Origin of the sequence: uncultured Parolsenella sp., assembly GCF_958346945.1 — a bacterium.
Lineage (GTDB): Bacteria > Actinomycetota > Coriobacteriia > Coriobacteriales > Atopobiaceae > Parolsenella.
The window spans coordinates 38,324-65,197 of record NZ_CATVTL010000009.1; the positions used below are offsets into that span (position 1 = coordinate 38,324).

The following is a 26,874-nucleotide window of genomic DNA, read 5'->3' on the forward strand; positions in this document are numbered from 1 at the left end:
GAAACCCGGAATTCGAATCGGGGGGGGGTTGCTCGCAGCCCTCGTGCCCGTGGTGCTCCTCTGTGTGCTCGCTACGCCAGTCTATCCCATGTGCCCGGACGAGTTTGTCCAGCAGCTCTATGCGAGCGGAAAGTTTCTTGCCGCGGGTCCTAGCCTGCTCATGCCCTACTCTCTCGTGCTGGTGAGCGCTCCGCTCGGTGCGCTCTACTCGAGTCTTCCGCAGGTGTCTTGGTATGCCCTGCTCCTCCTTCTGCTTACGGTTGCCTCGTTTTGGGCTGCCTATGACGAGGTGCTGCGTTCGCGCATGAGCGCGAACCTCTGTGTGGCAAGCCTCGCCATCCTCTTCGTGTTCGAGGTCATCTGTACGCTCTACCTCACGTACACCATCGTGGCGTTTCTTGTCTGCGCCGCCGGTCTCATGCTTGTGATACGCCGCGCCGCCTTCGATGGCCCGCAGTCCGTTGGCATCTCGGATATCCTGGGCGTCCTGCTCGTTGTTCTGGGCTATGCCCTGCGCCCCGAGAGCGGCCTTGCCACCATTGTCATCTTTGCCCCGTTTGCCCTGTGGGTCCTTGCGAAGAATCGCAATCTTGCCTCGATCGCTCGAGGTGCGGTGGTCCTTCTTCTCATTGCCGCCTGCGCGTTTGCCGGTCGATTCGCTTATGACCACACGCCCGGCTGGGAGGGCTATGCCTCCTACCTCGATGCCGGCCGCAACGTCCTCGACTATCCCGACATGACGGTCGAACAGGTGCGGGAGCTTGCCCCCGAGCTGTCCGACAACGATGTCGCGGTGCTCCAGAGCTGGCTCTTTGCCGATGATTCCGTCTTTGATACCGACCTGTTCGAGCGTCTTGCCCCCGCCTCGGATCACCTGGGCCTCTCTAACGTTGGCGCTTCCCTGCGCGCCAAGACCACCTACCTGCTCGTGGGCATGGTGGCGGTTGTGGCTGCCTACGGGTGGCTGCTCCACCGTGGGGAGCGTGGTGGCGTGCACGCGCTTGTCGCAGGCATCGTGGTCATGTTCGCGGCGAGCTGCGTCCTGCTCATTCTGCGGGCCCGCGTGCGTCTGCACGTCGTGATCCCGCTCATTGCCGTCGCGGTTCTCGCCCTGATCTCGACCGTTGGGAAGACCGAGCGGGTCCATGGGCGGCACGTTGCGCCGATGCCGGATGTCGCCGCCTCGCCCGCGCTTCTCGCCGTTATTGCGTCCGTGGTGCTCTCCCTGGGCGTCTGCGGTGCGTTCTGGTATGCCTCGATTCGTCCCCTGGCCACGCGCGGCAGCGCCCAGACAACCGAGGCGGCCCGTTCCTACGTGGCCGACCACCCCAACGAGCTCGTTGTCTTTGGCCGCACCCAGACAATCATGTTTCGCGGGCTCACGGCCTTTGACCTCGAGGGCTGGGAGTATCCCGAGAACATGATTCAGGTGGGTGGTTGGGAGAACCACACTGCGCCCTGGGCCACCCTGCTCGAGCGCTGGGGCATCGAGGGCGGCGACCTGCTGCAGCAGCTTCCCGAGAAGAGCAACATGGTGGCGGTTCTCAACCCCACGAACATGGAGCTCATCCGCACGTACCTTGCCGAGCACTCCGGACGCGAGGTCCTGGCGAGCGTGGTCGAGGACCTTGGTCCCAGCTCTGCCGACCCAAGCGTCGACCTGTGCGTCTACAGGTTTACCTACGCTGCATAGATCGAGCGACGCCGAATGAACAACGGGCTCCCCACGCTATCGTGGGGAGCCCGTTTGCTTGAGCTCGCGCATGGCGCATGAGGCGGCGTGGCGCCTGTGGAAGACTCGCTAGAACGAGGTCTCGGTGGGCTCGGGATAGTACTTCGCGAACTTGCGGATCTGGTTCTTCTCGGTGAGCTCGACGGCAAGGCGGCGGCAGGGCGCCATGTCGGCCGCATAGCGCTGAGGGTCTACGACCTTGCCTGCGGCAATGAGCCCGTCAACCTCGGCGGCGAGGGTTGGGTCGAGCACGTAGCGCTTGGCGAGGCTCAGCGGAACGAGGGTGTAGAGGACCGTCTCGTCGGCCTTGAGCAGACGCTTGCCCTTGCCGTCGACCACATCGGTCACGAGCGCGCGCATGGGGTTGACGCCCGCGGCGCAGACGTAATAGGAGTTGCGGCCCATGCGGGGGTTGACCTCGATGAAAAGGGTGCGGCCCGTCTTCTTGTCGCGCTTGATGTCGAAGTTGGCAAAGCCACGATAGCCCACGGACTCGAGCAGTTCGGCGGCCTTCTCCCACAGCTCGGGCATGGGGCGCGTGACCATGACGACGGGGTTGCCCAGCATGGAGGGGGCGTGGTCCTCGAGCAGCACCTGGGCCGATCCGGCGAGCTGCGCCTTGCCGTTGGTGCCCATGTAGAGCGTGAGGCTGTCCATGTAGGTGTCGTCGCCCTCGATGAGCTCCTGGACGAGGAAGTCGCCATGGAAGCCGTCCTCGCGCAAGGCGTCCCAAAGACGGTCGAGCTCGGCCTGCTCGTGAACGAAGTAGACCTTCTTGAAGCCATGGGCCATGTGCGCGGCGTACTCGGATGAGCGGGCGGGCTTGGCCACGAGCGGGAAGGGGATGGCGCTGGGGGCAATCTTGCCGTCGCCCGCGAGGTGGACAACCTCGGTGAGGGGCGTGTCGAGCCCGTGCTCGCGGCAGAGCTGGGCAAACGTGATCTTGTCGGACACCTGGTCGATGACGTCGGCATCGGGGATGGGCGTGACGCAGTTGACCGGGAAGTTGTCGCGGCAGTTCGAGAGGACCTTGATGAGGGCGTCGGTGTTGCCCACGACCACGCAGGTCTTCTCGGCGTTCTTCTCGGCAATCTCGCGGACGACGCGAGTGACCTCTTCCTCGCTCAGGCGTTCGACGGGGTGAACGTCCAGAATCTGCGAGTGGGCAACGGCCGCGATGGGCGACGAGGCGAGCATCTGCGGCTTTACGTGGTAGGCCTCGTGGAACTCGCGGGCGAGGGCGTAGGCGCCGATGTCGCCGCCCAGCACGATGGGCACGAGGCCCTCGCGAGGCTTTGCGGGCTTGGCGGCCGCGGCCTTCTCGGCCTTGCGGTCACGAAGGTCCTTGGCGGCGGTGAGGGCCTTGTAGAAAGTCTTGTGCAGGGGGACGTCACGGTCTGGCGCCACGGCGGTGACCTGCTTGGTGAATTTGGTCTTGAACTCGTTGAGGCCCAGGAGCTTGGGCGAGAAGTCGCTGCCGATGGCCATCATGTCGTAGTCGAGGCAGCCCTTGTTGGCGCCGAGGTCACAGCACTCGAAGTAGACGAGCTTGTCGGTGACGTGCTGACGCATCGTCTCGTTGAGGCTTGCGCCGTAGTAGCGTACGGCGCGCGTGCCGTTGATGGTGACGATCGACCACGTCACGACGCGGCCCTTCTCGTCGCGGCCGGCGAAGACGCGGCAGTGGTCGGGGCCCAGCAGGCGAATCATGTCCTCGTAGTCGCTCTGCGGCGCGGGGTTGAAGCCGTCGCGCTGGGCGGTCTCGACCATGACGGCGTAGTACTCCGAGAAGTCGGAGGCGGCGCGGTCGGTCTCGTCGGCGCAGGTCACGGGGCTCTCACGCAGGGCCTTGCGCACGTCGCGGCGGCCACGCGGCTTCATGCGGGCGAGGATCTCCTCGTCGCCGCCCGTGACGTCGATCACGACGGTGTTGTCATAGGGGATGCCCGACAGCACGGGCGTGGTGCTCTCCAGCTCGTGCAGGATCGAGATGCGCATGAACTTCTGTTTGCGGTCGCGCCCGCGCACGTGGGCCGCCAGCGCGTCGATTGCGGCCGCCTCGGTGGCCTCGCTGGGCTGCTCGGCCCAGACGGGCGCGTGGTTTGCGCGCAGATAGTGGTAGCCGTGCGTCTCGTAGTCGATGAGGCTGATGAGCGCGAGCGTGCGGCCGTCCTCCTCGAGCGCGACGCAGCCCCAGGGCATGCGGCCCTCGATGGTTGCCTGGTAGGCGGCCCAGGTGGCCGTTTGCTCGATGGGCAGGTTGATGCCGAGCTGCTCGGCGCGGGCCTCGAGCTCGTTGTGGGTGATTTCCTTGGCTTCGATCACGGATGCTCCTGTGTCTGACCGTTGGCTTTTGTGCAACCGTATAGTTTACGGGCTCGCACGCAGCGGCGCCGCGGCTTGCAGGCGTTCCCATACAAACGGCGCATGCGCTGCTGCGGCGTGTGGCGGGGCGTACGGCGGCAACGGCGCGTGCGGCGGGGCGGCGAAGGCGCGGCGAGCCATCGGTTGCGCACGTTTGGGACGTGTCGTGTCCGCGCGTCTCGCATTTCCCCATCGGTTGCTCACGTTTGGGGCGCGTCTCCCCATCGGTTTTGCACGTCTGCGGCAAACCGCCATCGGTTGTGCACGTCTGACGGCCCCGGGACGTGTAAAACCAATGGCGCGATAGAATCGTGCGAGCAGAGCAACGAGCGTGCGAGCAGAAGCGGCGCGCGCCGGCGAGGGGAGGGCCACGTGAGCAGCGACAACACTAGCGACATCGACACCGTCGCCGCGCACGTCTCGCCCAGCGCCGCGGCGACGCCCGCGCCCGCCTCGCCCAACGCAAGCGCCACCACGAGCGAGCCCGTCGCCCCCGCTCCCGCCGCCGCGCTGGCCACCCCTGCCGCCGGCCCCGCGCCCTCGATCGCCGAGCAGGTCGCCCTCGTCCCCACCGACCCGGGCTGCTACCTGTGGAAGGACGCCGCCGACAACGTGCTCTACGTGGGCAAGGCCAAGAACCTGCGCAGCCGCATGCGCCAGTACGTGCAACTCACCGACGAACGCCCCATGGTGCCGCGCCTCATGGCCGCCACCGCGAGCTTCGACTACGTCGTCGTGGGCTCCGAGCACGAGGCCCTCGTCCTCGAGATTAACCTCATCCACCAGTACCGCCCGCCGTTCAACGTCGACCTCAAGGACGACAAGAGCTACCCCTACATCGCCATCACCAAGGACGACGTCTACCCGGCCCTCAAGTACACCCGCGAGCGCCATCGCCCCGGCACCCGCTACTTTGGCCCCTACACCGACGCCCGCGCCGCGCGCGCCACCATCGACGTGGTGCGCAAGATCGTGCCCATGTGCCTCGCGACCTGCGCCGAGTGGAAGCGCGTGCGCCGCCAGATCGAGGCCCACCCCGAGCAGCGCGACGTCGTGGCGCTGGCCCAGGCCGAGAGCGGCCGTCCCTGCTTCGACTACCACGTGGGCCGCGGCCCCGGCGTGTGCGCGGGCTGCATATCGCCCGAGGAGTACGCCGCCAACGTGGCCCAGGTCGAGCACTTTCTCGCAGGTCACCGGGGCCAGTTCGTGGCCCAGCTCAAAGACGAGATGGCCGAGGCCGCCGCGAACCTCGACTTCGAGCGCGCCGCCCGCGTCAAGCGCCGCCTGCAGGTCATCGACGGCCTCGACGACAAGCAGCGCGTGGTGCTGTCGAGCGCGCAGGACGTCGACGTCGTGGGCTTTTGGCGCGAGGAGACCATTGCGGGCGCCTGCGTCTTCGTGGTGCGCGAGGGCCGCGTGAGCCGTACCTGCGAGTTTGTGCTCGACAAGGGCCTCGATGTGGGCTCCGAGGAGCTCGCGAGCGGCTTCGTCAAGCGCTACTACGACCAGACGAGCGACCTGCCCCTCGAGGTCTGCGTGCCCGTTGCCCTTACAGACGCTGACACCCTTGCCGGCTGGCTCACGGCGCGGCGCGGCCGCAACGTCTCCATCCGCGTGCCGCAGCGCGGCCAGAAGGCCCACCTCGCCGAGATGGCCACCAACAACGCCCACCACTACCTCGCGCGATACGAGCTGCGCACGGGCTACGAGGACAAGCGCACCAACGAGGCCCTGCTCCAGCTCGAGAGCGCCCTGGCCCTCGACGCGCCTCCCATGCGCATCGAGTGCTTCGACATCTCGACCATCCACGGCAAGCACACGGTGGCCTCGATGGTGGTGTTCACGGCCGGCAAGCCCGACAAGGGCCAGTACCGCCGCTTCAAGATTCGCGCCGAGCTCGACGAGGCCAACGACTTCGTCTCGATGAGCGAGGTGCTCGCCCGCCGCTACGCGCCCGAGCGCATGGCCGACGAGCGCTTTGGCGCCAAGCCCGACCTGCTCATCCTCGATGGCGGAAAGCCGCAGCTCACGGCTGCCATGGAGCAGCTGGGCGAGCTGGGCCTCGACATCCCCATGGCGGGCCTTGCCAAGTCGGACGAGGAGCTGTTCGTGCCCTGGGACGACATGCCCGTGGTGCTGCCCAGCGGCTCGGCGTCGCTCTACCTGGTGAAGCGCGTGCGAGACGAGGCCCACCGCTTTGCCATCACCTTCCACCGCGAGCTGCGCGGCAAGGCCATGACCGTGTCGATCCTCGACGAGGTCCCGGGTGTGGGCGAGAAGCGCAAGCGCGCGCTGCGCCGCGCGTTTGGGAGCATGAAGCGCCTGCGCGAGGCCACCGAGGAGCAGATTGCCGCCGTGCCGGGGATTCCCGCCGAGGTGGCGCACGAGGTGTACACCACGCTGCGCGCTTGGGACGAGGAGCGCGAGGACGGCCGCGAGCGCGCCCTGGGCGAGGGCGAGTCCGCTGGCAACGGCGCTGCTGCGGGCGATGGCGCCGCTGTCGCTGCGGGCGCCGACCTCGCCGACTCGGACGAATAGCGAGCCTCGCCGCGGCGTAGAATGGGCGCAAACACAACGTCGTGGAGGTAGCCGCATGATCTGCACCGTTACGTTCAACCCCTCGCTCGACTACATCGTTCGCGTCGACGACATGCGCCTGGGTGTCATCAACCGCACCGTCTACGAGCAGATCCTGCCCGGCGGCAAGGGCATCAACGTGTCCGTCGTGCTGGGAAACCTCGGTCACAAGAGCCGCGCGCTGGGCTTCCTCGCGGGATTTACCGGCAACGAGATCGCCCGCCGCGTGGCCCAGGCGGGCGTCGACGCGGACTTCATCCATGTCGAGAAGGGCATGAGCCGCATCAACGCAAAGATCAAGAGTGCCGAGGAGACCGAGCTCAACGGCATGGGCCCCGAGGTCACGGCCGCAGACGTCGACGCGCTCCTGGCCAAGCTTGACGTCCTGGTCGCGGGTGACACGCTGGTCGTCTCGGGCTCGGTGCCGGCCTGCCTACCCAGCGACATGTACGAGCAGATCATGGCGCGCTTGGCCGGCCGCGGCGTGCGCATCGTGGTCGACGCCGAGCGCGACCTGCTCCGTCGCGTGCTGCCCTACCAGCCGTTCCTTGTGAAGCCCAACAACATCGAGCTGGGCGACATCTACGGTGCTGCGCTCAAGACCCGCGCCGACGTCGTGCCCTACGCGCGCCGCATGCAGCAGGAGGGCGCGAGGAACGTCCTCGTCTCGATGGCGGGGGAGGGCGGCGTGCTCGTGGCCGAGGACGGCTCCGTCTACGAGAGCCCGGCCGCGCGCGGCACCGTGGTCAACTCCGTGGGCGCGGGCGACTCGTGCGTCGCCGGCTTCCTGGCGGGCCTGGCCGAGACGGGCTCGTACGAGACGGCCTTCCGCATGGGCCTCTGCGCGGGGTCGGCCTCGGCGTTCAGCGATCACCTTGCCACCCGCGACGAGGTCGAGCAGCTCATGGCCCAGTAGCTCGGGGCGTGCCAAAGGCATCGCGGGCGCTTTCTTGTGCGAGAAGGACTGGCGTGTATGACGCCCCGCATGGCGCGCGCTGCACGCAAATCGGCCTCGTGCATTCTGCGTGATCCTTGGCTGCCTTGTGCTGCACGCGAATCGGCTTGGTGCATTCGGGGCCCCTTCTGCTTTGAGGGCGAGAAGGGCCGGCGTGCACATAAATGGTCGTTGTGCATTTGTCCGCTCATTTACGGAGAATGCACGACGCCGTATTTGGTGCAGCGCCTCGCGGCGCCGTCCTTCTCGGCAATGCACGAAGCCCGATAACGTGCAGCGCCCTGGCTTCGTGCCCCGCTTGGGAATGCACGACGCCCGATAACGTGCGGCGCCCCAGGCGCCGCCTGCGCAACACGCCGCCCCCGCGCCCGTGCCATCAGGCCCATCCCCTTTGGCACGTGTTCCAAAGGGGCTGGGCCAGCTCACGCGCCTCGACCGCCGTGCGTCATTCGCCCCCGTGCATCTGTCCCTTACCTTTTGGTGAATGCACAGGGCCGAATAAGGTGCAGCGCCCTGGCTTTGCGTCCTTCTCGGCAATGCAAGAGCTCAACTCGCATGCGACCGCCGCATGCATGCCCAGCCTGCACGCGATGTGCCCTATCAGACTGGTTCTGATTGCGTGCAAAGCGCCCGCGCGCTCCATAATTATGGGGCGGGGTAGAGCAAGAGGCCGCAAACCAAGTGCGTCCAAGTGCGTCCGTGTCGCCATGTGCCGCTGGCGGAGTCAGCGAATGGCGCTCCGATTCGCTGACTAAGCTGCGAAAACCTTCGTATGCGCGCGGTCGGCAGCCGGTTTACCGACCTTTTACGGAATCGCCCCATTAGTTTTCAGATGCGTTCAAGAATTGCTGGCTTGGGGGCTACAATTTCAGGCTGTATTGGTATCGCTAGTCAACTCATTCGAGACCCGGATGACGAGAGGAGAACATATGAGGAAGAGACGCATGTTGGCGGGTGCCGCGGCCTTTGTCGCTGCCGCGCTCGTCGCCGCTCTGGGCGTAGCCCCGGCCCCGGCTCTGGCTGACCCCTACACCGCCGTTAGCGCTGACGATCTTCAGGCCGCCATCGCTGGCGGTGAGACCGAGATTACGCTCGGCGAGGATATCACTGCCAGCATTACCGTGCCTGCCGGTCAGACGCTCACGCTGAACCTCGGTGGCCACAAGCTTACCGGTGCTCAGAAGTGGGCCGCCATTACTAACAACGGCAATCTCACCGTCACGGGTGAGGGCGCTGTTGATGGCAGCAACGTGAGCCAGACGGCAGCCCTGTACAACGCTCCTGGCGCCACGGCTAACCTCAACGGTGGCACTTTTATGGGCTCCAAGTGGTACGTCATCAAGAACCTCGGCACCATGACGATCGATGGCGCTAGCGTCACCCAGTTCGACGCCGGCACCAGCGCCATCGACAATGGCTGGTATGGCAATACGGGCAATGACTGCGGCCTGAGCGAGCCCACGGACGCCCACGTTTCGCTGACAATCAACTCCGGCTCGGTCTCCAACGGCATGAATGCCGTCAAGAACGACGACTTTGGCTTCCTGACGATTAATGGTGGCTCCTTCACCAGCACCTCCGGTCCTGCCCTCCTCAACTGGAATGTAGCCGAGGTTAACGACGGCACTTTCTCCGTGAGTGAGACCGCCTCGTCCCTCATTGCTAACGGCGCTTATGGGATCACTGCCGATCAGGGCAAGCTCACCATTAAGGGCGGTAACTTCACCTCCGCCAACGATGGAGCCGGCTCGCTCTTTGGCACGGGCAACGTCAACAACACCGGCACCGTAGACATTCAGGCGGGTACCTTCAATGGGTCTCTTGCCAACCTCGGCGCCGACGACGGCATCAACCTCGCGCCGGCCGTTTCCAGCGGTCAGTTCAGCGACTCCTCCGTTGCCAAGTTTGTGACCAGCGGCAACGTGACCTCCTATAAGCAGGGCAAGTTCTACGTCAACGCTGCCGATGAGGTCGAGAACCTTGCCGTTGCCACCGTTGAGGTCAACGGCCAGACGATCTACTTCTACAACACCGATGACGCCAACACCTTCGCCAAGGAGAATGGCAAGACTGCCGACGACGTCGATCGCCTTGTCTACTTCGTGGACTTCGAGACCAACGGCCATGGCGAGTTCCAGACCGCCGTGGTCAAGGCTGGCGAGGCCGTAGGCGACCAGATGCCCGCCGTCCCCGAGGTCGAGGGCTACACCGTTTCTGGTTGGTACGATGGCGACGCGAAGGTCGACGCGACCTTCGTTCCCACCTCTGACGTGACTCTCGTTGCCATGTGGACCAAGAATCCTGCCAAGAGCGACCCCAAGACCGACCCCAAGACCGACCCCAAGCCTGCCGATGGTGACAAGAAGGCCGATGCCCCCAAGAAGGCTCTGCCCCAGACCGGTGACAACACCAACATGATGGTGCCGGTTGCGATTGCTGTTGCTGGCATCGTGGTCGTTGTCGCTGCCGTCGCCCTGCGTCGTCGCAACAACTAGCGCTCGCGCTTCTCGCACATAAGCACCCGCGCATGGGGCGTCCTTCGGGGCGCCCTTTTTGTTGCCGTGACGCAACGTGCGCCTCGCGAGCGGCCGGGCGTATCCACCCGCACGCTATACTCGAAGGCAGAAAACACGAGAGGGGAGCGCACGCCCATGGACGCGCCACGCGAAGCAGAAAACCGCACTACCAGCACCGCCGCCGCGTCGAGCGAGGCCCCCGCTAACACCGAGGCCCCCGCTGCTGCCGCCGCCGATGAGGCCGCCGCCCGCACCGCCGCCTCCCGCGCCCGCGTGGCCGCTGCGGCCCAGGCCAGCGCCGACGTCGTGCGCGCGCCCGGCCCCACCCTCGCCCAGGACAGCGCCGGCTCCAGCATGCGCACCGCCGAGGCCGCCGCGCGCGTACCCGACGTTGTGGTCATCACCGGCATGAGCGGCTCGGGCCGCACCCAGGCCCTCCATGTCTTCGAGGACATGGGCTACTTCTGCATCGACAACCTGCCCCCGCGCCTCATCCTGCAGCTCGCCGAGCTCGTGGGCATCAACTCCGGCGTCGGCCGCCACCTCGCGGTCACCTGCGACCTGCGCAGCCAGGGCCTGTTCGACGAGCTCGCAGACTCCATCGCGGCCCTGCGCGCCCACGAGCTGTCCTGCAAGGTCCTCTTCCTCGACACCGCAGACGACATCCTCATGCGCCGCTACGACGAGAACCGCCGCCGCCATCCGCTCGCCCAGGGCGGCGAGTCCCTGGCCGCCACGATCGCCCGCGAGCGCGCCCAGCTCGGTGCCGTGCGCGACGCCTCGGACCTCGTGATCGACACGAGCCACCTCAAGGTCGCCGAGCTCCGCCGCCGTCTGCGCCGCGCGTTCTCAGAGCTCACGGACCAGCAGCTCATGGAGGTCAGCGTCTTCTCGTTTGGCTTCAAGCACGGCATGCCCGTCGAGGCCGACCTCATGATCGACGTGCGCTTCCTGCCCAATCCCTTCTACGACCCGCGCATGCGCGCCCTCACCGGCAACGACAAGCTCGTGAGCGACTTCGTCCTCAACAACCCCGTGACCGAGAAGTTCTGCGACGCCTGGTTCAACCTGCTCGACGTCGCCATGCCCGGCTACGTGGCCGAGGGCAAGAGCCACCTCTCCATTGCCGTGGGCTGCACCGGGGGCCAGCACCGTAGCGTTGCCATCGCCAACGCCACGGCCGCCTATCTCGAGAAGTGCGGCTATCACGTGAGCCTGAGTCACCGCGACCTGGCCCTCGCCAACGTGAGGACGAGCTAGATGTCGTTTACCGCCGAGGTCAAAGACGAGCTGTCGCGCGTCGAGGGGAGCTGCCCGGCCTGCGAGATCGCCGAGCTCGCGGCCCTCGTGCGCGTCTGCGGCGCGCTGTCGTTCCACGGGTCGGGCGCCTACTCGATTCGCGTCTCCACCGAGACAGGCGCCGTGGCCCGCACGGTCATTCGCCTGGCCCACAAGGTGTTCGACCTCGACACGTCGCTCACCGTGCGTCGCTCAAACCTGCACAAGACCCGCAACTACCTCATCGAGATTCCCGAGCAGAAGGGCCTTGAGCAGGCGCTCATCCAGATGGGCGTGCTCGTGCTTGGCCGCGGCCTCTCCTCGGGCATCGCCGCCCGCGTGGTGGCTCGGCCCTGCTGCCGCGCCGCCTACCTGCGCGGGGCGTTCATGGCCGGCGGCTTCATCGCCGACCCACGCGGCGACTTCCATCTCGAGATTGCGGTCACCGGCGACGAGTTCGCCGACGACCTCGTGGAGCTCCTCGACGACGAGAACATCACGGCGCGCGTGAACCGCCGTCGCGGCAGCTACGCCATCTACCTCAAGAGCTTTGACGACATCGTGCGCTTCCTGGGCGTCATCGGCGCGCGGCGCACGGCCCGGGCCGTCGAGAACGTGCGCGTCATGAAGAGCGTCAAGAACGACGTGAACCGTCGGGTAAACGCAGAGATCGCCAACCAGGCAAGGTCGACGGGCGCCGCGGCCGACCAGCTCGAGCTCATCGACGAGGTCGAGCGTGAGATTGGCTTTGACGAGCTGCCGCCCGCGCTGCGCGCCTTCTGCGAGGCTCGCCGTGCCCACCCCGACCTGTCGCTGCGCGACCTGGGCAACGCCATGCGCCCGCCGCTTTCGAAGAGCGCGCTGTACCACCGCGTGCTGCGCCTCGAGCAGCTCGTGGGCCGCCGCAAGTAGGGGGCTCGGGGCTTGCCGCCCCACACGCCTGCGGGCGTTTGGGTCTGCCTCCTGCATCTCGGCCAACGTGCCTTCGCCGCCCGCATGCGCCTGCTGCCGGTCTGCTGGCAAATTTTTGTCGTCAATTAGGTAACCAGATTGGAAAAAGTCCGAGTTCCCTGTCACAAATAGCAGCAAAACCCTAGTTGAAGAGAGCCCGTAGAAGTGGTCCGCTCAATGTGGGCACGCCAGGTTACCTAATTGACGTGATTTTTCTTGCGGCTCTCGTTGATGCCCTGCAGGCAAGTGGCTTCGTGAGGCAATCACCGCGTAAATCGACCATCCCATGAGCCCAGGTTTGCACTTCGAATGCCCCGCCGCTACGAATGCCCGCAGCAGCCGTCCCGCGCCCTCCCCTCCGCGCTGCGCGGCCACGTTGCTCCGTGTCAGCTGCCGCAAAGCCTGCCCCGTGCCAGCGCCATACAGTCTCCACACATCGCCCGCGTGCCCGCCACCTGCCGCGAATGCTTAAAACCATGCCAACCTGACCATGGTTCAGTAGACAACTTGCAGGTAGACGGCGAGTTTTGCCAACCTTGCCGTCGCTTTGCCGTTTAAGTGGCACTCAAAAGCGGTACTATTACCGATGGTGTTTCCAACTTAGGTCCGCTCGGCGCAAGGGGCGCCCGAAGGGCCTTCGAAAGGAGAAAGCATGGCAGTTAAGGTTGCTATCAACGGCTTTGGCCGCATCGGTCGTCTGGCCTTCCGTCAGATGTTCGGCCACGAGGGCTCCGAGATCGTCGCCATCAACGACCTCACCTCCCCTGAGATGCTCGCCTACCTTCTGAAGTATGACTCCACGCAGGGCAACTACGCCCGCGACCACAAGGTCGAGTCCACCGAGGATTCCATCATCGTCGATGGCAAGGAGATCAAGATCTACAAGGAGGCCGACGCCAACAACCTGCCGTGGGGCGACCTCGACGTCGACGTCGTGCTCGAGTGCACCGGCTTCTACACCTCCAAGGCCAAGGCCCAGGCCCACATCAACGCTGGCGCCAAGAAGGTCGTCATCTCCGCTCCTGCCGGCAATGACCTCCCGACCATCGTCTACAACGTCAACCACGAGCAGCTCACCGCTGATGACAACATCATCTCCGCTGCCTCCTGCACGACCAACTGCCTCGCCCCGATGGCCAAGGGCCTGAACGACTTCGCCCCCATCGTCTCCGGCATCATGACCACCATCCACGCCTTCACCGGCGACCAGATGCCGCTCGACGGCCCGCAGCGCAAGGGCAACTTCCGTCGCTCCCGCGCCTGCTCCGAGAACATCGTCCCGAACACCACGGGCGCTGCCAAGGCCATCGGCCTGGTTCTCCCCGAGCTCAACGGCAAGCTCATCGGTGCCGCCCAGCGCGTCCCGACGCCGACCGGCTCGCTGACCAACCTCTACGCCGTCGTTGACAAGAAGGTCACCGTCGACGAGGTCAACGCTGCCATGAAGGCCTACGCCTCCACCATCTCCGAGACCTTCGCCTACAACGAGGACCAGATCGTCTCCCGCGACATCGTCGGCGAGACCCACGGCTCCATCTTCGACGCCACGCAGACCATGTGCTCTGACCTCGGCAACGGCCAGACCCTGGTGCAGGTCACCTCTTGGTACGACAACGAGAACTCCTACACCTCCCAGATGGTCCGCACCATCAAGTACTTCGAGAAGTTCGTCGCCTAAGTGACGCTTCCCTAGGTAGCTTTGAGGGGCGCGGTTGCAGCTTTCGGGCCGCGGCCGCGCCCTTTTTGTTGACGGAGGGCCACGCAGACACCGGCTCGCTCGCACCGCGCGCAGAACGCGTCGGCGGCCCGCCCGCCCTCCACAGACACGAAAGGATCAACCATGGCCTTTACCAAGAAGACCGTCCGCGACATCGACGTCGACGGCAAGCGCGTCCTGTGCCGCGTCGACTTCAACGTGCCCATCAAGGACGGCGTCGTGGGCGACACCACCCGCATCTCCGCCGCCCTGCCCACCATCAAGTACCTGGTCGAGCACAACGCCCGCGTCATCCTCATGAGCCACCTCGGCCGCCCCGAGGGCACTGGCTTCCAGCCCGAGCTCTCCCTCAAGCCGGTTGCCGAGAAGCTCGCCGAGATGAGCGGCCTGCCCGTCTCCTTCGTCGCCGACACCTACGGTGACGAGGCCAAGGCCGCCGTCGACGCCCTCGAGCCGGGCCACGTCCTCGTCCTCGAGAACGTCCGCTTCGACAAGCGCGAGAAGAAGAACGATCCCGAGATCGCCAAGCGCCTCGCCTCCTACGGCGACGTCTTCGTCCTCGACGCCTTCGGCACCGCCCACCGCGCCCAGGGTTCCGTCGTGGGTCCGGCCGCCTACATCCCGGCCGTCGCCGGCTTCCTGCTCGAGAAGGAGGTCGACACCCTCACCGGCATCTTCGCCGAGCCCGAGCGTCCCTTCGTCGCCATCGTCGGCGGCTCCAAGGTCTCCAGCAAGATCGGCGTGCTCGACCACCTCATCGACTCCGCCGACACCCTGATCATCGGTGGCGGCATGGCCTACACCTTCTTCCTCGCCAAGGGCCTGAGCGTGGGTCAGTCCCTCAAGGAGGAGGACTGGGTCGAGCGCGCGGGCGAGATGCTCAAGAAGGCTGAGGAGAAGGGCGTCAAGATCCTGCTGCCCGTCGACAACCGCGTTGCCGACCACTTCGGCGAGGACGCCGTGCCCGAGGTCGTGGCCTCCGACGCCATCCCCGATGACCGCGAGGGCATGGACATCGGCCCCAAGACCGAGGAGCTCTACGCCGAGGCCATCAAGGGCGCCAAGACCGTCTTCTGGAACGGCCCCATGGGCGTCTTCGAGTTCGACAACTTCGCGCACGGCACCGAGGCCGTCTGCCGCGCCGTCGCGGACTCTGACTGCACGTCGATCATCGGTGGCGGCGATTCCGTCGCGGCCGTCAACAAGTTCGGCCTGGCCGACAAGATGAGCTGGATCTCCACCGGTGGTGGCGCTTCCATGGAGCTCGTCGAGGGCAAGGCCCTTCCCGGAGTGGAGGCGCTTCTCGATGCCTAATCGCACCCTTCTCATCGCTGGTAACTGGAAGATGAACAACGACGTCCACGCGGCGGCCAAGCTGGCCGACGAGCTGGCCCAGGCCCTGCCCGAGGTCCCCGCTGGCGTCGAGGTCCTCGTCTGCCCGCCTACCATTGACATCACCACGGTCCACGACCGCATCTCCGCCGCCCCCATCGCGCTGGGCGCGCAGAACGTCTACTGGGAGGAGAAGGGCGCCTACACCGGCGAGTCCTCCTGCGACATGCTCAAGAGCGCTGGCTGCACCTACTGCATCATCGGCCATTCCGAGCGTCGCGACTACTTCCACGAGACCGACGAGGACGAGAACAAGAAGGCCAAGGCCCTCGTGGCCGCCGGCATCGTCCCGGTCTTCTGCTGCGGCGAGCCCGAGGAGGTCCGCGAGGCGGGCACCTACGTCAAGCACGTGACCGACCAGGTCAAGGCCGGCCTCGCTGGTCTCGAGATCTCTGACCCCAACCAGCTCGTGGTTGCCTACGAGCCCATCTGGGCCATCGGCACCGGCAAGACCGCCACGGCCGACGACGCCCAGGAGGTCTGCGGCGCCATTCGCGAGACCCTCGCTGAGATCTTCGGCGCCGAGCTCGCTGACGGCATCCGCGTGCTCTACGGCGGCTCCGCCAAGCCCGGCAACATCGCCGAGCTCGTTGCCAAGCCCGACGTGGACGGCGCCCTCGTGGGCGGCGCCTCGCTCAAGGCTGCCGACTTCTCCCAGATGGTCGTCAAGGCGGGGGAGTAATCAGTTATGACTCAGCGTCATCTCCCTGCCCTGCTCGTCATCATGGACGGCTGCGGCCTGGCCCCGGCGAACGATGAGAACGCCGTCACCAACGCGAGCCACCCCTACCTCGACTCGCTCTACGCCGAGTTCCCGCACACCACGCTGGGCGCCTCCGGCGAGGACGTGGGCCTGCCCGACGGCCAGATGGGCAACTCCGAGGTGGGCCACCTCAACATCGGTGCCGGCCGCATCGTGTTCCAGGAGCTCAGCCGCATCAACAACGCCATCAAGGACGGCTCCATCGCCGAGAACGAGGTCTTCGTCAAGGCCATGGACGACGTCAAGGCCTCTGGCAAGACCCTGCACCTCATGGGCCTCATGAGCCCGGGCGGCGTGCACTCGCACATGAGCCACGTCGAGGCGCTCGCCAAGATGGCCGCCGAGCGCGGCGTCAAGTGCGTTCGCGTCCACGCCTTCATGGACGGCCGCGACGTCGACCCGCAGTCCGGTGCCGGCTACATGGCCGAGTTCTGCGACTTCCTCAAGGACCTGTCTGCCAAGACCGGCGTCGACGCCCGCGTCGCCACCGTGTCGGGCCGCTACTGGGCCATGGACCGCGACAACCGCTGGGAGCGCATCAAGCGCGCCTACGACGTCATCGTCACGCCGGCCGCCGAGGACACCTGCCCGGTCGAGGGCATCAAGGCCTACTACGAGAAGGACCCGCGCGGCGACGAGTTCATCGAGCCGTTTGCCGCCCACAACGAGGGCGTGGCTGCCGGCGACGCGGTGATCTTCTTCAACTTCCGCCCCGACCGTGCCCGCCAGATGACCCGCGTCTTCACCGACAAGGGCTTTGACGGCTTCGAGCGCGAGCAGATTGCCCTGTCGCACTTCGTCACGATTACCGAGTACGACCCGACGTTCGACGTCGAGGTTGCTTTCCCCAAGACCTTCCCCGAGGAGGTCCTGGCCGACGTCATTGCCGAGAACGGCTTGAAGCAGCTGCACACCGCCGAGACCGAGAAGTACGCCCACGTGACGTTCTTCCTCAACGGCGGCATCGAGGATCCCAAGCCCGGCGAGGAGCGCGTGCTCGTGCCGAGCCCCAAGGTCGCCACGTATGACCTCAAGCCCGAGATGAGCGCCCCCGAGGTCACCAAGAAGCTGGTTGAGGCCATCAACGAGGACCGCGCCGACTTCTACATCGTGAACTTCGCCAACTGCGATATGGTTGGCCACACGGGCGTGTTCGAAGCCGCCGTCAAGGCCGTCGAGGCCGTCGACACCGCGCTGTCCAAGGTTGTCCCGGCGATTCTCGCCAAGGGCGGCTTTGCGCTGATCACGGCCGACCACGGCAATGCCGACCACATGTTTGACGTGGTCAACGGCGAGAAGCACCCGTTCACGGCCCACACCACGAACCGCGTGCCCTTCATCGTGGCCGACCCGGCCGCCAAGCTCACGGGCATCGAGGACGGTCGCCTGTCCGACATCGCCCCGACGATGCTGACGCTTGCGGGCCTAGAGCCCTCCAAGCAGATGACGGGCCGCGTGCTCGCCACCGAGGAGTAGCCTCCGAGCTCCGTCTTTTGCTTCACCTTTAGGGCCGCTGCCGCTTGATTTGGTAGCGGCCCTATTCCATACAGCCTGGGGACAGAGGGACGGGTCTTTTGTCCCCGAGGCTAATGTGCCAACTTGTGCTATCCTCATCATTTGCATGAATGTAACTTCTCCCTAAAGGAGCAACTGTGGGTCCTCTCAACACGATCCTTCTGGTGGCTTGGGCCATCTCCGCCGTCGCCCTCATCGTCCTGGTGCTCATGCACTCCGGCAAGGGCACCGGCGTGTCCGACATGATCGCCTCCTCCATGTACAACGCCAACGCCGGCTCGGGCGTGTGGGAGAAGAACCTCGACCGCCTCACCGTCATCGCGGCCGTCATCTTCATGGCCACGATCGTCATCTTCATGCTCACCTACCCGCTGGGCACGGTCTCCTCGCTCGGCTAGTCGCCGCGGCACATATCGAACGCATGGGCGCGTCTCCCGCGGGGGAGGCGCGCCCTTTGTTTCTAGTCTGTTTCAAATTGTTTCCTTTACTGCGCTAAAGCGTCCGTTCAGGTTGCCGCCCACCATCCAATATCGGATAATCACATGACAAGTTTGCAAGCGGGGACTCTTGCCAAGCTCAGTTAGGCGCCGCGCGCGCCGGGCGGCTGCATAGACGCCGAGAAGGCCAGGACCTCCCCGCCCACATTCGAGATGCTCTGGAGCCCAGGCGCACGGGTCGCCTGACAGGGCATCGCAACATAGGGAGGCATTATGACCCAGCCTACGATGAACCGTCGCACGTTCGTGAAGGGTGGCCTGGCCGCCAGCGCCATGGCCGCGCTCGCCGCCTGCGGCAAGAAGGGTGGAGACACCAGCGCCGCTTCCGGCTCCGCCGCCGAGGGTGGCACTCTGAGCTACTACATCAACAACCCGAGCGCCATCGACCCGTATGACCTCGAGGAGGATCAGGGCATGATGGTGGGCTACCAGCTCTTTGACGCCCTCACCACCTATGACTTCACCAAGAACGAGCTCGTGGGCCTTGCCGCCGAGTCCTGGGACGTCAACGACGCCGCCGACGAGTTCACCTTCCACCTCGTGAAGGGCGCCAAGTTCCACGACGGCACCACCGTCACCTCCAAGTCCTTCAAGCAGGGCTGGGAGCGTATCCTGAACCCCAACACCTCCACAGAGCACGCCTCCGCGATTGGCTATCACCTCGCCATGGTCGACGGCTACTCCGAGCTCTCCGCCGGCGACGCCACCGAGCTCAAGGGCGTCACCTGCCCCGACGACGACACCCTCGTCGTGAAGCTCTCCCAGGCCTACGCCGACTTCCCCTACGTCTGCATGCACCCGGCGCTCTCGCCCGTGCCTGACTGCGCTCTCGAGGACTTCGACACGTTCTTCTTCGCCCCCGTGGGTAACGGCCCGTTCAAGATGGACGGCAAGTGGGAGGACGGCCAGCAGATCAATCTGGTCCGCTTCGACGACTACTCCTACGGCGAGAAGGCCAAGCTCGACGGCATTCACTTCAACATCCAGAAGGACGTCCAGACGGCTTACACCGAGTTCCAGGCCGGCAACCTCGACGTCGCCCAGGTGCCCACCACCCAGCTCAAGGACGCCATCTCCCAGTACGGCGAGTCCGAGGACGGCTACACGGCCACCACGGGCAAGGAGGTCCTGACGGGCGACGAGCTCTCCATCTACTACCTCATGTTCAACGTCAATGACGAGCAGCTCAAGGACAAGGACCTGCGTCACGCCCTGTCCCTGGCCATCAACCGTCAGGCCATCTGCGACACCGTCTTCGAGGGCACCCGCGAGCCGGCCGGCGGCATCGTCCCGCCCGGCATCAAGGGCTACGTCGAGAACGAGTGGGCCGACTCCCGCTATGACGTTGACGCCGCCAAGAAGATCCTGGACGAGAAGTACCCGGCCGATGCCAACGGCAAGCGCAACCTCTCCATTGCCCTGACCTACAACCTCGACGGTGACCACAAGGCCGTCATGGAGATGGTCATGGCCGACTGGAGCGCCCTGGGCATCGAGACCTCCTCGAACACTGCCGAGTGGGCCTCCATCCTCTCCAACACCTACCCCAACGCCGACTTCCAGGTCGGCCGTCTGGGCTGGATTGCCGACTACCCGATCATGGACAACTTCCTGTACCCGCTGTTCGTGACCGGTGGCGACAACAACTACGGCCAGTACTCCAACGCCGACGTCGACAAGAGCCTGCTCGAAGCCCGCGCCATCGCCTCCGATGACGACCGCGTCGCCAAGTACCAGGAGGTCGACAAGCTCATCGCCGAGGACATGCCGGTCATCCCGCTGTTCTACTACAAGCACCAGATGGTCTGCTCGCAGCGCGTCAAGTCCCTCTACGTGGACCCGCAGAAGCTCTGCGACATGAGCACGGTCGAGCTGAGCGCCTAAACATAGGCTCTGAGCTGGCATTTTTGCTAGACACCCGCGGGCAAGCGCCCGCATACGGCAACGGGGCATCCTCCGAGGTGCCCCGTTGCCAGTAGGGGGTCCGCCCCGCGCAAGGGGCGCGTACCCGGACCCACGACAGGAGTTGTACGCATGGGAAAGTACATACTCAAGCGCGTCCTGCAGTTCATCCCCGTCTTCATTGGCGTGACGATGATTCTGTTCGCCATGAAGGCCATCGTGCCCGGCGACCCGGTGAAGATCATCACCGGCGGCAAGCAGGTAACGCCTGAGACCGAGTTGCAGATTCGCATCTCCAATGGGCTCATCGAGACGGACGAGAACAACAAGCCGATTTATGACGAGAACGGCGACACCATCCCGACGCCCCTCTGGAAGCAGTACCTCACCTACATGAACGACCTGCTCCATGGAGACCTCGGCACCTCGTACACGCGCAACCTCAAGGTTGCCGACATTCTCGCCGACAAGTACCCCAACACGGTGAAGCTGGCCATCGTCGCCATCCTCATCGAGGCGGTTGTCGGCATAGGCGCGGGCATGGTTTCCGCCATCAAGCGCTACTCGTTCTGGGACGTACTCGTGACGCTCGTCACGTCCGTCCTCGTGGCAATGCCTGCCTTCTGGCTCGGCATGCTGCTCCAGCTGTTCTTTGGCGTCTTCCTGAAGAACGCCACTGACGGCGCGTTCTACCTGCCCATCTCGGGTGCGGGCGGCTCCAACTCCGAGTTCGAGAGCTGGGTCCACTACATCCTGCCCGCCGTGACGCTCGCCGCGGTCTCCACGGCCTACACGGCGCGCATCATGCGCTCGCAGCTGCTCGAGGTGCTCAACCAAGACTACATCCGCACGGCGAAGGCCAAGGGCCTCTCCCGCAGCGCCATCATCTGGCACCACGCGCTCAAGAACGCACTCATCCCCGTCGTCACCTACATCGGCATCGACTTTGGCGGCATGCTCGCCGGCGCCATTCTCACGGAGACGGTCTTCAACTGGCCCGGCGTTGGCTATGAGATCTACCGTGCCGTGACCCAGCGTGATTGGCCCATCGTCCTGGGCGGCGTCACGGTCATCGTCATCGTCGTCATGGTGATCAACCTGCTCGTCGACATCAGCTACGCCTTCCTTGACCCGCGCATCCGCTTTGGCGCGCCCAAGGACGAGGGCTAGGGGAGGAGAGACATGACTGAGAACAACAAGCCGCAGGCTTCTGACGATCAGCAGGAGCAGTCCGGCGCCTTCTCCGACGCCCTCAAGGCCTCGCGCGAGAAGGCCGACGCCGAGGAGGCCGCTCCCACGCGCACGTTGTGGAGCGACGCCTGGAAGCGTCTCAAGAAGAACAAGCTCGCCGTCATCGGCGCCGTCTGGATCATCTTCGTGGTCCTCGTCGCGCTCACGGCAGACCTGTGGGCCCCGCAGCTGCTCGGCTCGCCCACCGACATCGACACCACCACGGTGGCTCAGAGCTCCAAGCTGCCGCCCTCGCCCGAGCACCCGTTCGGCACCGACGCCACGGGCCGCGACCAGCTCGTCCGCGTCATCTACGGCTCGCGCGTCTCGCTCACCGTCGGCGTCATCGCCACGCTCATCTCCACGGGCATCGGCCTGGTGATGGGTGCGCTTGCCGCGTTCTACGGTGGCTGGTTCGACACGATCATCATGCGCCTGGCCGACATGTTCCTGGCGATTCCCTACACGCTGTTCGTCATCACGATGCTCGCCGTCATGGGCCAGGGCATCCAGAACGTGTTCATCGCCATCGGCGTGCTCGGCTGGCCCTCCATCGCCCGCGTGTTCCGCTCGGCGATCCTGTCGGTCAAGGAGAACGACTACGTGGACGCTGCGCGCGCCATGGGCGCGTCGGACCTGCGCATCATCGCACGCCACATCTTCCCCAACTCCGTGGCCTCCATCGTGGTCTACGCCACGATGAACATCGGCGGCGCCATCCTCACCGAGAGTGCGCTGTCCTACCTCGGCATGGGCGTCACGCCGCCCACGCCCTCCTGGGGCATCATGATCCAGGACGGCCAGACATTCCTGCAGACGCAGCCGTGGCTCATGATCATGCCCGGCCTTGCAATCCTCTCGACGGTGCTCGCCTTCACCCTGCTCGGTGACGGCCTGCGCGATGCGCTCGACGTCAAGATGAAGGACGCGTGATGCTAGATGGCATTCGGTAAGAAGAAGGCAGTCGAGCCCGAGCTCGACCTCAAGAACCAGCCGGTTCCCGAGGGTAGCCACCTGCTCGAGGTCGACGACCTCAAGATGTACTTCCACACGGGCGACGGCGTGGTCAAGGCCGTCGACGGCGTGACCTACACGCTCGACCGCGGCGAGACCCTCGGCGTGGTGGGCGAGTCCGGTTCGGGCAAGTCCGTGACGGCCATGACGATCATGGGCCTCATTGAGATGCCCCCGGGCAAGATCGAGGGCGGAGACGTTCGCTACCGTGGTAAGTCCCTGCTCAAGATGAGCGAGCGCGAGATGCAGCAGATCCGCGGCAACGACATTGCCATGGTCTTTCAGGACCCGATGACGTCGCTGAACCCGGTCTACACCATCGGCCGCCAGCTCGGCGAGGGCCTGCGTCTGCACCGCGGCTACACCAAGGAGCAGGCCACCAAGCGCGCTGTCGAGCTTCTCGACATGGTTGGCATTCCCAACCCCGAGCAGCGCGTCAAGGACTACCCGCACCAGTTCTCCGGCGGCATGCGCCAGCGCGTCATGATCGCCATGGCCCTTGCCTGCGACCCCGACATCCTCATCGCCGACGAGCCCACGACGGCCCTCGACGTGACGATCCAGGCACAGATCATCGAGCTCATGAAGGAGATGCAGGAGAAGAACGGCAACGCGATCGTCATGATCACGCACGACCTTGGCGTCGTGGCCGACGTGGCCGATAAGATCATGGTCATGTACGCTGGCCGTCCCGTTGAGTTCGGTACCGCCGAGGAGATCTTCTACAACCCGATCCACCCCTACACCTGGGGCCTCGTGCGCTCCATCCCCGAGCAGGTCACCGACGAGAAGAAGCCGCTCACGCCCATCAAGGGCAACCCGCCCTCACTCGTGAACCTGCCGAAGGGCTGCTCGTTCGCTCCGCGCTGCCCGTACGCCACGGACAAGTGCCGCTCCGAGCGTCCCGAGACCTACACGACCGAGACCGGACACTACGCGCGCTGCCACTACTCCATGGACGCGGAGTTCGTTCGCAAGAACGCGCCCGCGAACTCGCGCACGCGCGCCGCGGCCGATGCCACGAAGGGAGGGGAGGCGTAAATGACCGAGCCCCTGCTTCACGTGGAGCACCTGTGCAAGGAGTTCCCCGTCGACTCGAGCGTCTTCTCGAAGGAGAAGAAGAGCGTCAAGGCCGTCGACGACATCAGCTTCGACATCTACCCCGGCGAGACGTTTGGCCTCGTGGGCGAGTCCGGCTGCGGCAAGTCCACGACGGGCCGCTGCATCATGCGCCTCACGCACCCCACGAGCGGCAAGGTCGTCTTTGACGGCCAGGACATGTCCGGGATGAACAAGAAGCAGCTCAAGGCTGTTCGCCACGACATGCAGTTCATCTTCCAGGACCCCTATGCGAGCCTGAACCCGCGCATGACCATCGGCGAGATCGTCTCCGAGCCGCTCGTCATCCACGGCGAGATGCCCGACAAGGACCAGCGCATGGACTACGTGCGCGAGCTGCTCGACATCGTGGGCCTCAACCCTGAGCACATCAACCGCTACCCGCACGAGTTCTCCGGCGGCCAGCGCCAGCGCGTGGGCATCGCCCGCGCCTTCGCGCTCAAGCCCAAGCTCATCATCTGCGACGAGCCCGTCTCGGCGCTTGACGTCTCGATCCAGGCCCAGGTGCTCAACCTGCTGAAGGACCTCCAGAAGCAGTACGGCACTGCCTACCTGTTCATTGCCCACGACCTGTCCGTGGTGCAGCACATCTCAGACCGCGTGGCCGTGATGTACCTCGGCAACATGATGGAGGTCTCCGACTGGAAGAGCCTCTACGCTGAGCCGAACCACCCCTACACGCAGTCGCTTCTCTCGGCCGTGCCCATCCCGGACCCGGACGTGCAGCACTCGCGCAAGCGCATCATCCTCAAGGGCGACCCGCCCTCACCGATCAACCCGCCGAGCGGCTGCCGCTTCCACACGCGCTGCCCCATCGCGCAGGCGATCTGCTCCCAGGAGCGCCCCGTGCTGCGCGAGATGGCCCCCGGCCACTTCTGCGCCTGCCACTTTGCGGCCGATCACCCCATCAAGGGCTCCTCGATCGAGCTGTAGCGTACGTTTCGCCCCTTGCCGCGGCTTCGCGGCAAGGGGCGTTTTATGTTGCGCGCGGGCGGCGCGCTGCGCGTGCGGGCGATGCGTGGTGTGTGGGCGTTGGCGGGTGACGTGCGTTGCGCGCTGGCGCGTGCGGATGATGCGTGGCGTGAGTGGGTCCTTCTCGGCCTATGGGTGCACGTAGTTGATCTTGGTGTGTCTATGGCTCGCGGACTTGGGCGGACGCTGCACGCAGATGGGCCTCGTGCGTTCTCTGCAGGCGGCTCCGTCTGGTTGCTGTACTTAAATCGGTGTGGTGTATCTCCCCGACCAATGCACTAGGCCGTTTAGCGTGCAGCTGGCTTCCTTCCGTCCAATGCACTACGCCTAATGACGTGCAGCGCCGTGCCCTTCATCTGGTGGAGAACGCGCTACGCCAAAAGACGTGCAGCGCGCGTCGGCCCTACAACTTCCTGTCTACCAATGCGGGCACCGGTGGCGTGCTGGACCTACAGCGTCCTTCCTACCGTGACGGCCGCCGAGGAGAGGAACCTCAGCCAGAGCTTAAACTGCTGGTGTCGAATTGCCTCGAGCCGCTCCTCGTCATTCTCTGCGCGAGCGAAGAGCCTGTTGCGGATTCCCAGGGACCTACGCACCGTGTGGACGAACTTCTCGAAGGCAACGTAGTCCGTCGCCTGCTTTGTGGTGAGCGTGAAGTAGGGCATGCCGAGCGATGCCTGGAAGTCGTTTCTCCTCACGGTGTCCCTCTCGCGCTTCTTGGCGTCGAGGTGATGCGTGTCCGAGTCGTAGTCAATTGCGGCGTGAGCAAGCTCGCCTCCGCGCCTTCGGGCCGTTATGACCACGTCGGGTCGGCGAGCCTCGCGTATGGCCCTGCCGTCTGCGCTCGTCTTCGTTTGAACCATTACGCTGCGATTCATCTCGACTATCCCGAGGGCATAGCCTCCCAGGTTGAGCGGGAGCGACAGGCTCATCGCCAGGCTCGATTCCCTGGGCGAGAGCGACCCGTTGGCAATGTGGCGAAGAGCTCGCCGCGCTGCGGTCTTGCCTCGCATGGTGCCGGCGCGGTCAAGATAGTTGCCAAGCCTCTCGACCGAGGTGAGGGGCTTGTCGTTCTTCTCGCGCGTCATGACGTCGCCGTTCTCGCCCACCAGGCGGTATCCGGAGCAGAGCGCATAGCCAATGGCGATGAGGTCTACGAGCTTGTGTGAGCGGGCCATCTCGACAAAGAGCAGCTCGGGGGAGACGATGGCGAGTCCCTTGCATGCTCGGTCAAGCGAGATGAAAGACCCCGTGGGAAGGGGATCCTTGCCGATGTGCCCGACATAGCGCCCCGACTGGGGCCGCTTGCCGCGGCTTGCGACGAGCACGTCCATGGGCTGGCCCTCATCGAGTGCAAGCGCCGCGGCGATGAGCGGGGCGTCGCCGCGCGAGGGGGCGTGGTTTGGCAGTGAGGCGGCGCAACGACGTCCCAGGCCGCTGGCAAGGGGGTTGGGATTGGCGAGCAGCCAGCGCAGCGCCGTATCGTGCGAGATGCAGGTGTCCATGGGCAGACGGTAACATCGCGCTGCCTGGGTGTCGATGGAATATCTTGACGAAATTGCATGGTGCAAAAATGGAACATCGCACGATAAAAACTGCTGGTAGATGGCGCCTAACACAAATCTGACAGTGGAGGATTGGAGAAGATGGCGCCAGGGGAATTTGTGTCCCCGTGATCCTGTGGCCCAGAAGGGTCTCGTGCAGCCCAAAGCTTTGGGGACAGTAATCGTTTCGAGTTATTAACAACGATGATGACCTGTCAGAAATCTAACAAGCGTCAGAGGCGTGCGGCACGGAGGGCTGTGCCATGGATGCGGCGCCCTCGGCGGGCTCGTTGCTCCGCTTCAATGGGGCGCGCGCCATGCTGCGGGGCGCACATGCTTGTCAACCACGAGGCCCTGTAGGCGCAGGCAGGACGCGCATGCCATGCTGCGCGGAAGTCGACGAGGTGTATTAGGGGAGAAGGGCGGCGAGTCCGGTGCTGCACCTATGACGGGCAAGTGTATTAGGGGGCGAGGACAGTGGGCCTGGCGCTGCACCCAAATCAGTCAAGTGTATTAGCGGATGAGAGTGGGCTGGAGACCGGGCTGCCCGTTTCTGGGGCAAGTGTATTAGGGGAGGGCAGTTGCCACGCGTGTGTTGCTCGCAAAACCGGAATGTGTATTAGCGGAGAGGGGCGAGCGGCCCAGGAGCCAAATGCACTAGGCCGATTTGCGTGCAGCGGCGAGCCATCAAGCGATTGGCGGATGCACTAGGCCCAACCGCGTGCAGCCGAGGCTGCGGGGAGGGGGTGCTGGTCGGAGTTGGTACGGTTGGGGTCGTGGTGGCGAGCCATCAAGCGATTGGCGGATGCACTAGGCCCAACCGCGTGCAGCCGAGG

At 65.2% G+C, this 26,874-nt stretch carries 18 protein-coding genes; 16 read left to right on the plus strand and 2 right to left on the minus strand.

Features of this window, described 5'->3' with window-relative positions; genetic code table 11:
- The first annotated feature begins 160 nt into the window (after positions 1 to 160).
- Positions 161 to 1,693, plus strand: a complete 1,533-nt coding sequence (locus tag Q3866_RS06130) for a hypothetical protein (RefSeq protein WP_301830409.1) — start codon at positions 161 to 163, stop codon at positions 1,691 to 1,693.
- Between the two features lie 108 nt (positions 1,694 to 1,801).
- Here the strand turns inward: Q3866_RS06130 and Q3866_RS06135 are convergent, their stop codons facing one another.
- Entirely contained in the window at positions 1,802 to 4,057 is a 2,256-nt protein-coding gene (locus Q3866_RS06135) for a GNAT family N-acetyltransferase (protein ID WP_301830410.1), read from the minus strand.
- 549 nt (positions 4,058 to 4,606) lie between these two features.
- Between Q3866_RS06135 and uvrC the strand changes: the two genes are divergently transcribed.
- The 15 genes from uvrC to Q3866_RS06210 all read left to right on the plus strand — a co-directional run bounded on the left by uvrC (position 4,607) and on the right by Q3866_RS06210 (position 24,455).
- Positions 4,607 to 6,634, plus strand: a complete 2,028-nt coding sequence (gene uvrC, locus Q3866_RS06140; protein ID WP_301830434.1) for an excinuclease ABC subunit UvrC — start codon at positions 4,607 to 4,609, stop codon at positions 6,632 to 6,634.
- A gap of 55 nt (positions 6,635 to 6,689) precedes the next feature.
- Positions 6,690 to 7,589, plus strand: coding sequence for a 1-phosphofructokinase (gene pfkB / locus Q3866_RS06145; protein WP_301830411.1), 900 nt, complete (start codon positions 6,690 to 6,692; stop codon positions 7,587 to 7,589).
- Positions 7,590 to 8,557: 968 nt separating this feature from the next.
- Positions 8,558 to 10,123 carry an InlB B-repeat-containing protein gene (locus Q3866_RS06150; protein ID WP_301830413.1) on the plus strand — a complete coding sequence of 522 codons (1,566 nt, stop codon included), beginning with the start codon at positions 8,558 to 8,560 and terminating at the stop codon, positions 10,121 to 10,123.
- A gap of 375 nt (positions 10,124 to 10,498) precedes the next feature.
- Positions 10,499 to 11,404: an RNase adapter RapZ gene (rapZ, locus tag Q3866_RS06155; RefSeq protein ID WP_293825917.1), complete on the plus strand. Its 906-nt coding sequence runs from the start codon at positions 10,499 to 10,501 to the stop codon at positions 11,402 to 11,404.
- Positions 11,405 to 12,334 (plus strand): DNA-binding protein WhiA, encoded by a 930-nt coding sequence (gene whiA / locus Q3866_RS06160; protein WP_293674299.1) that lies wholly within the window; start codon positions 11,405 to 11,407, stop codon positions 12,332 to 12,334. It begins immediately after the preceding gene.
- 691 nt (positions 12,335 to 13,025) lie between these two features.
- A complete protein-coding gene (gene gap, locus Q3866_RS06165) occupies positions 13,026 to 14,051 on the plus strand; it encodes a type I glyceraldehyde-3-phosphate dehydrogenase (protein ID WP_301830415.1) in 1,026 nt (341 codons plus the stop codon).
- A 162-nt stretch (positions 14,052 to 14,213) separates the two neighbouring features.
- Positions 14,214 to 15,404 carry a phosphoglycerate kinase gene (gene pgk, locus Q3866_RS06170; RefSeq protein ID WP_301830417.1) on the plus strand — a complete coding sequence of 397 codons (1,191 nt, stop codon included), beginning with the start codon at positions 14,214 to 14,216 and terminating at the stop codon, positions 15,402 to 15,404.
- A complete protein-coding gene (gene tpiA / locus Q3866_RS06175) occupies positions 15,397 to 16,164 on the plus strand; it encodes a triose-phosphate isomerase (protein ID WP_301830418.1) in 768 nt (255 codons plus the stop codon). Before pgk ends, tpiA begins: the two co-directional genes overlap by 8 nt.
- A 6-nt stretch (positions 16,165 to 16,170) precedes the next feature.
- Positions 16,171 to 17,721 (plus strand): 2,3-bisphosphoglycerate-independent phosphoglycerate mutase, encoded by a 1,551-nt coding sequence (gpmI, locus tag Q3866_RS06180; protein ID WP_301830420.1) that lies wholly within the window; start codon positions 16,171 to 16,173, stop codon positions 17,719 to 17,721.
- 176 nt (positions 17,722 to 17,897) lie between these two features.
- On the plus strand, positions 17,898 to 18,158 hold the full coding sequence (secG, locus tag Q3866_RS06185) for a preprotein translocase subunit SecG (RefSeq protein WP_293673716.1): 261 nt from the start codon (positions 17,898 to 17,900) through the stop codon (positions 18,156 to 18,158).
- A 312-nt stretch (positions 18,159 to 18,470) separates the two neighbouring features.
- Complete coding sequence (locus Q3866_RS06190; RefSeq protein WP_301830422.1) at positions 18,471 to 20,141, plus strand: ABC transporter substrate-binding protein; 1,671 nt, start codon at positions 18,471 to 18,473, stop codon at positions 20,139 to 20,141.
- Between the two features lie 150 nt (positions 20,142 to 20,291).
- A complete protein-coding gene (locus Q3866_RS06195) occupies positions 20,292 to 21,329 on the plus strand; it encodes an ABC transporter permease (protein ID WP_195448022.1) in 1,038 nt (345 codons plus the stop codon).
- Between the two features lie 12 nt (positions 21,330 to 21,341).
- Positions 21,342 to 22,322, plus strand: coding sequence for an ABC transporter permease (locus tag Q3866_RS06200; protein ID WP_195448021.1), 981 nt, complete (start codon positions 21,342 to 21,344; stop codon positions 22,320 to 22,322).
- 6 nt (positions 22,323 to 22,328) lie between these two features.
- Complete coding sequence (locus tag Q3866_RS06205) at positions 22,329 to 23,444, plus strand: ABC transporter ATP-binding protein (protein ID WP_126421201.1); 1,116 nt, start codon at positions 22,329 to 22,331, stop codon at positions 23,442 to 23,444.
- The gene (locus tag Q3866_RS06210; RefSeq protein ID WP_301830426.1) at positions 23,445 to 24,455 is read left to right on the plus strand and encodes an ABC transporter ATP-binding protein; all 1,011 of its coding nucleotides are present in this window, start codon (positions 23,445 to 23,447) and stop codon (positions 24,453 to 24,455) included.
- Between the two features lie 488 nt (positions 24,456 to 24,943).
- On the opposite strand, the gene Q3866_RS06215 is transcribed toward Q3866_RS06210, so the two are convergent.
- A complete protein-coding gene (locus Q3866_RS06215) occupies positions 24,944 to 25,999 on the minus strand; it encodes a hypothetical protein (protein WP_301830428.1) in 1,056 nt (351 codons plus the stop codon).
- Positions 26,000 to 26,874 lie beyond the last annotated feature (875 nt).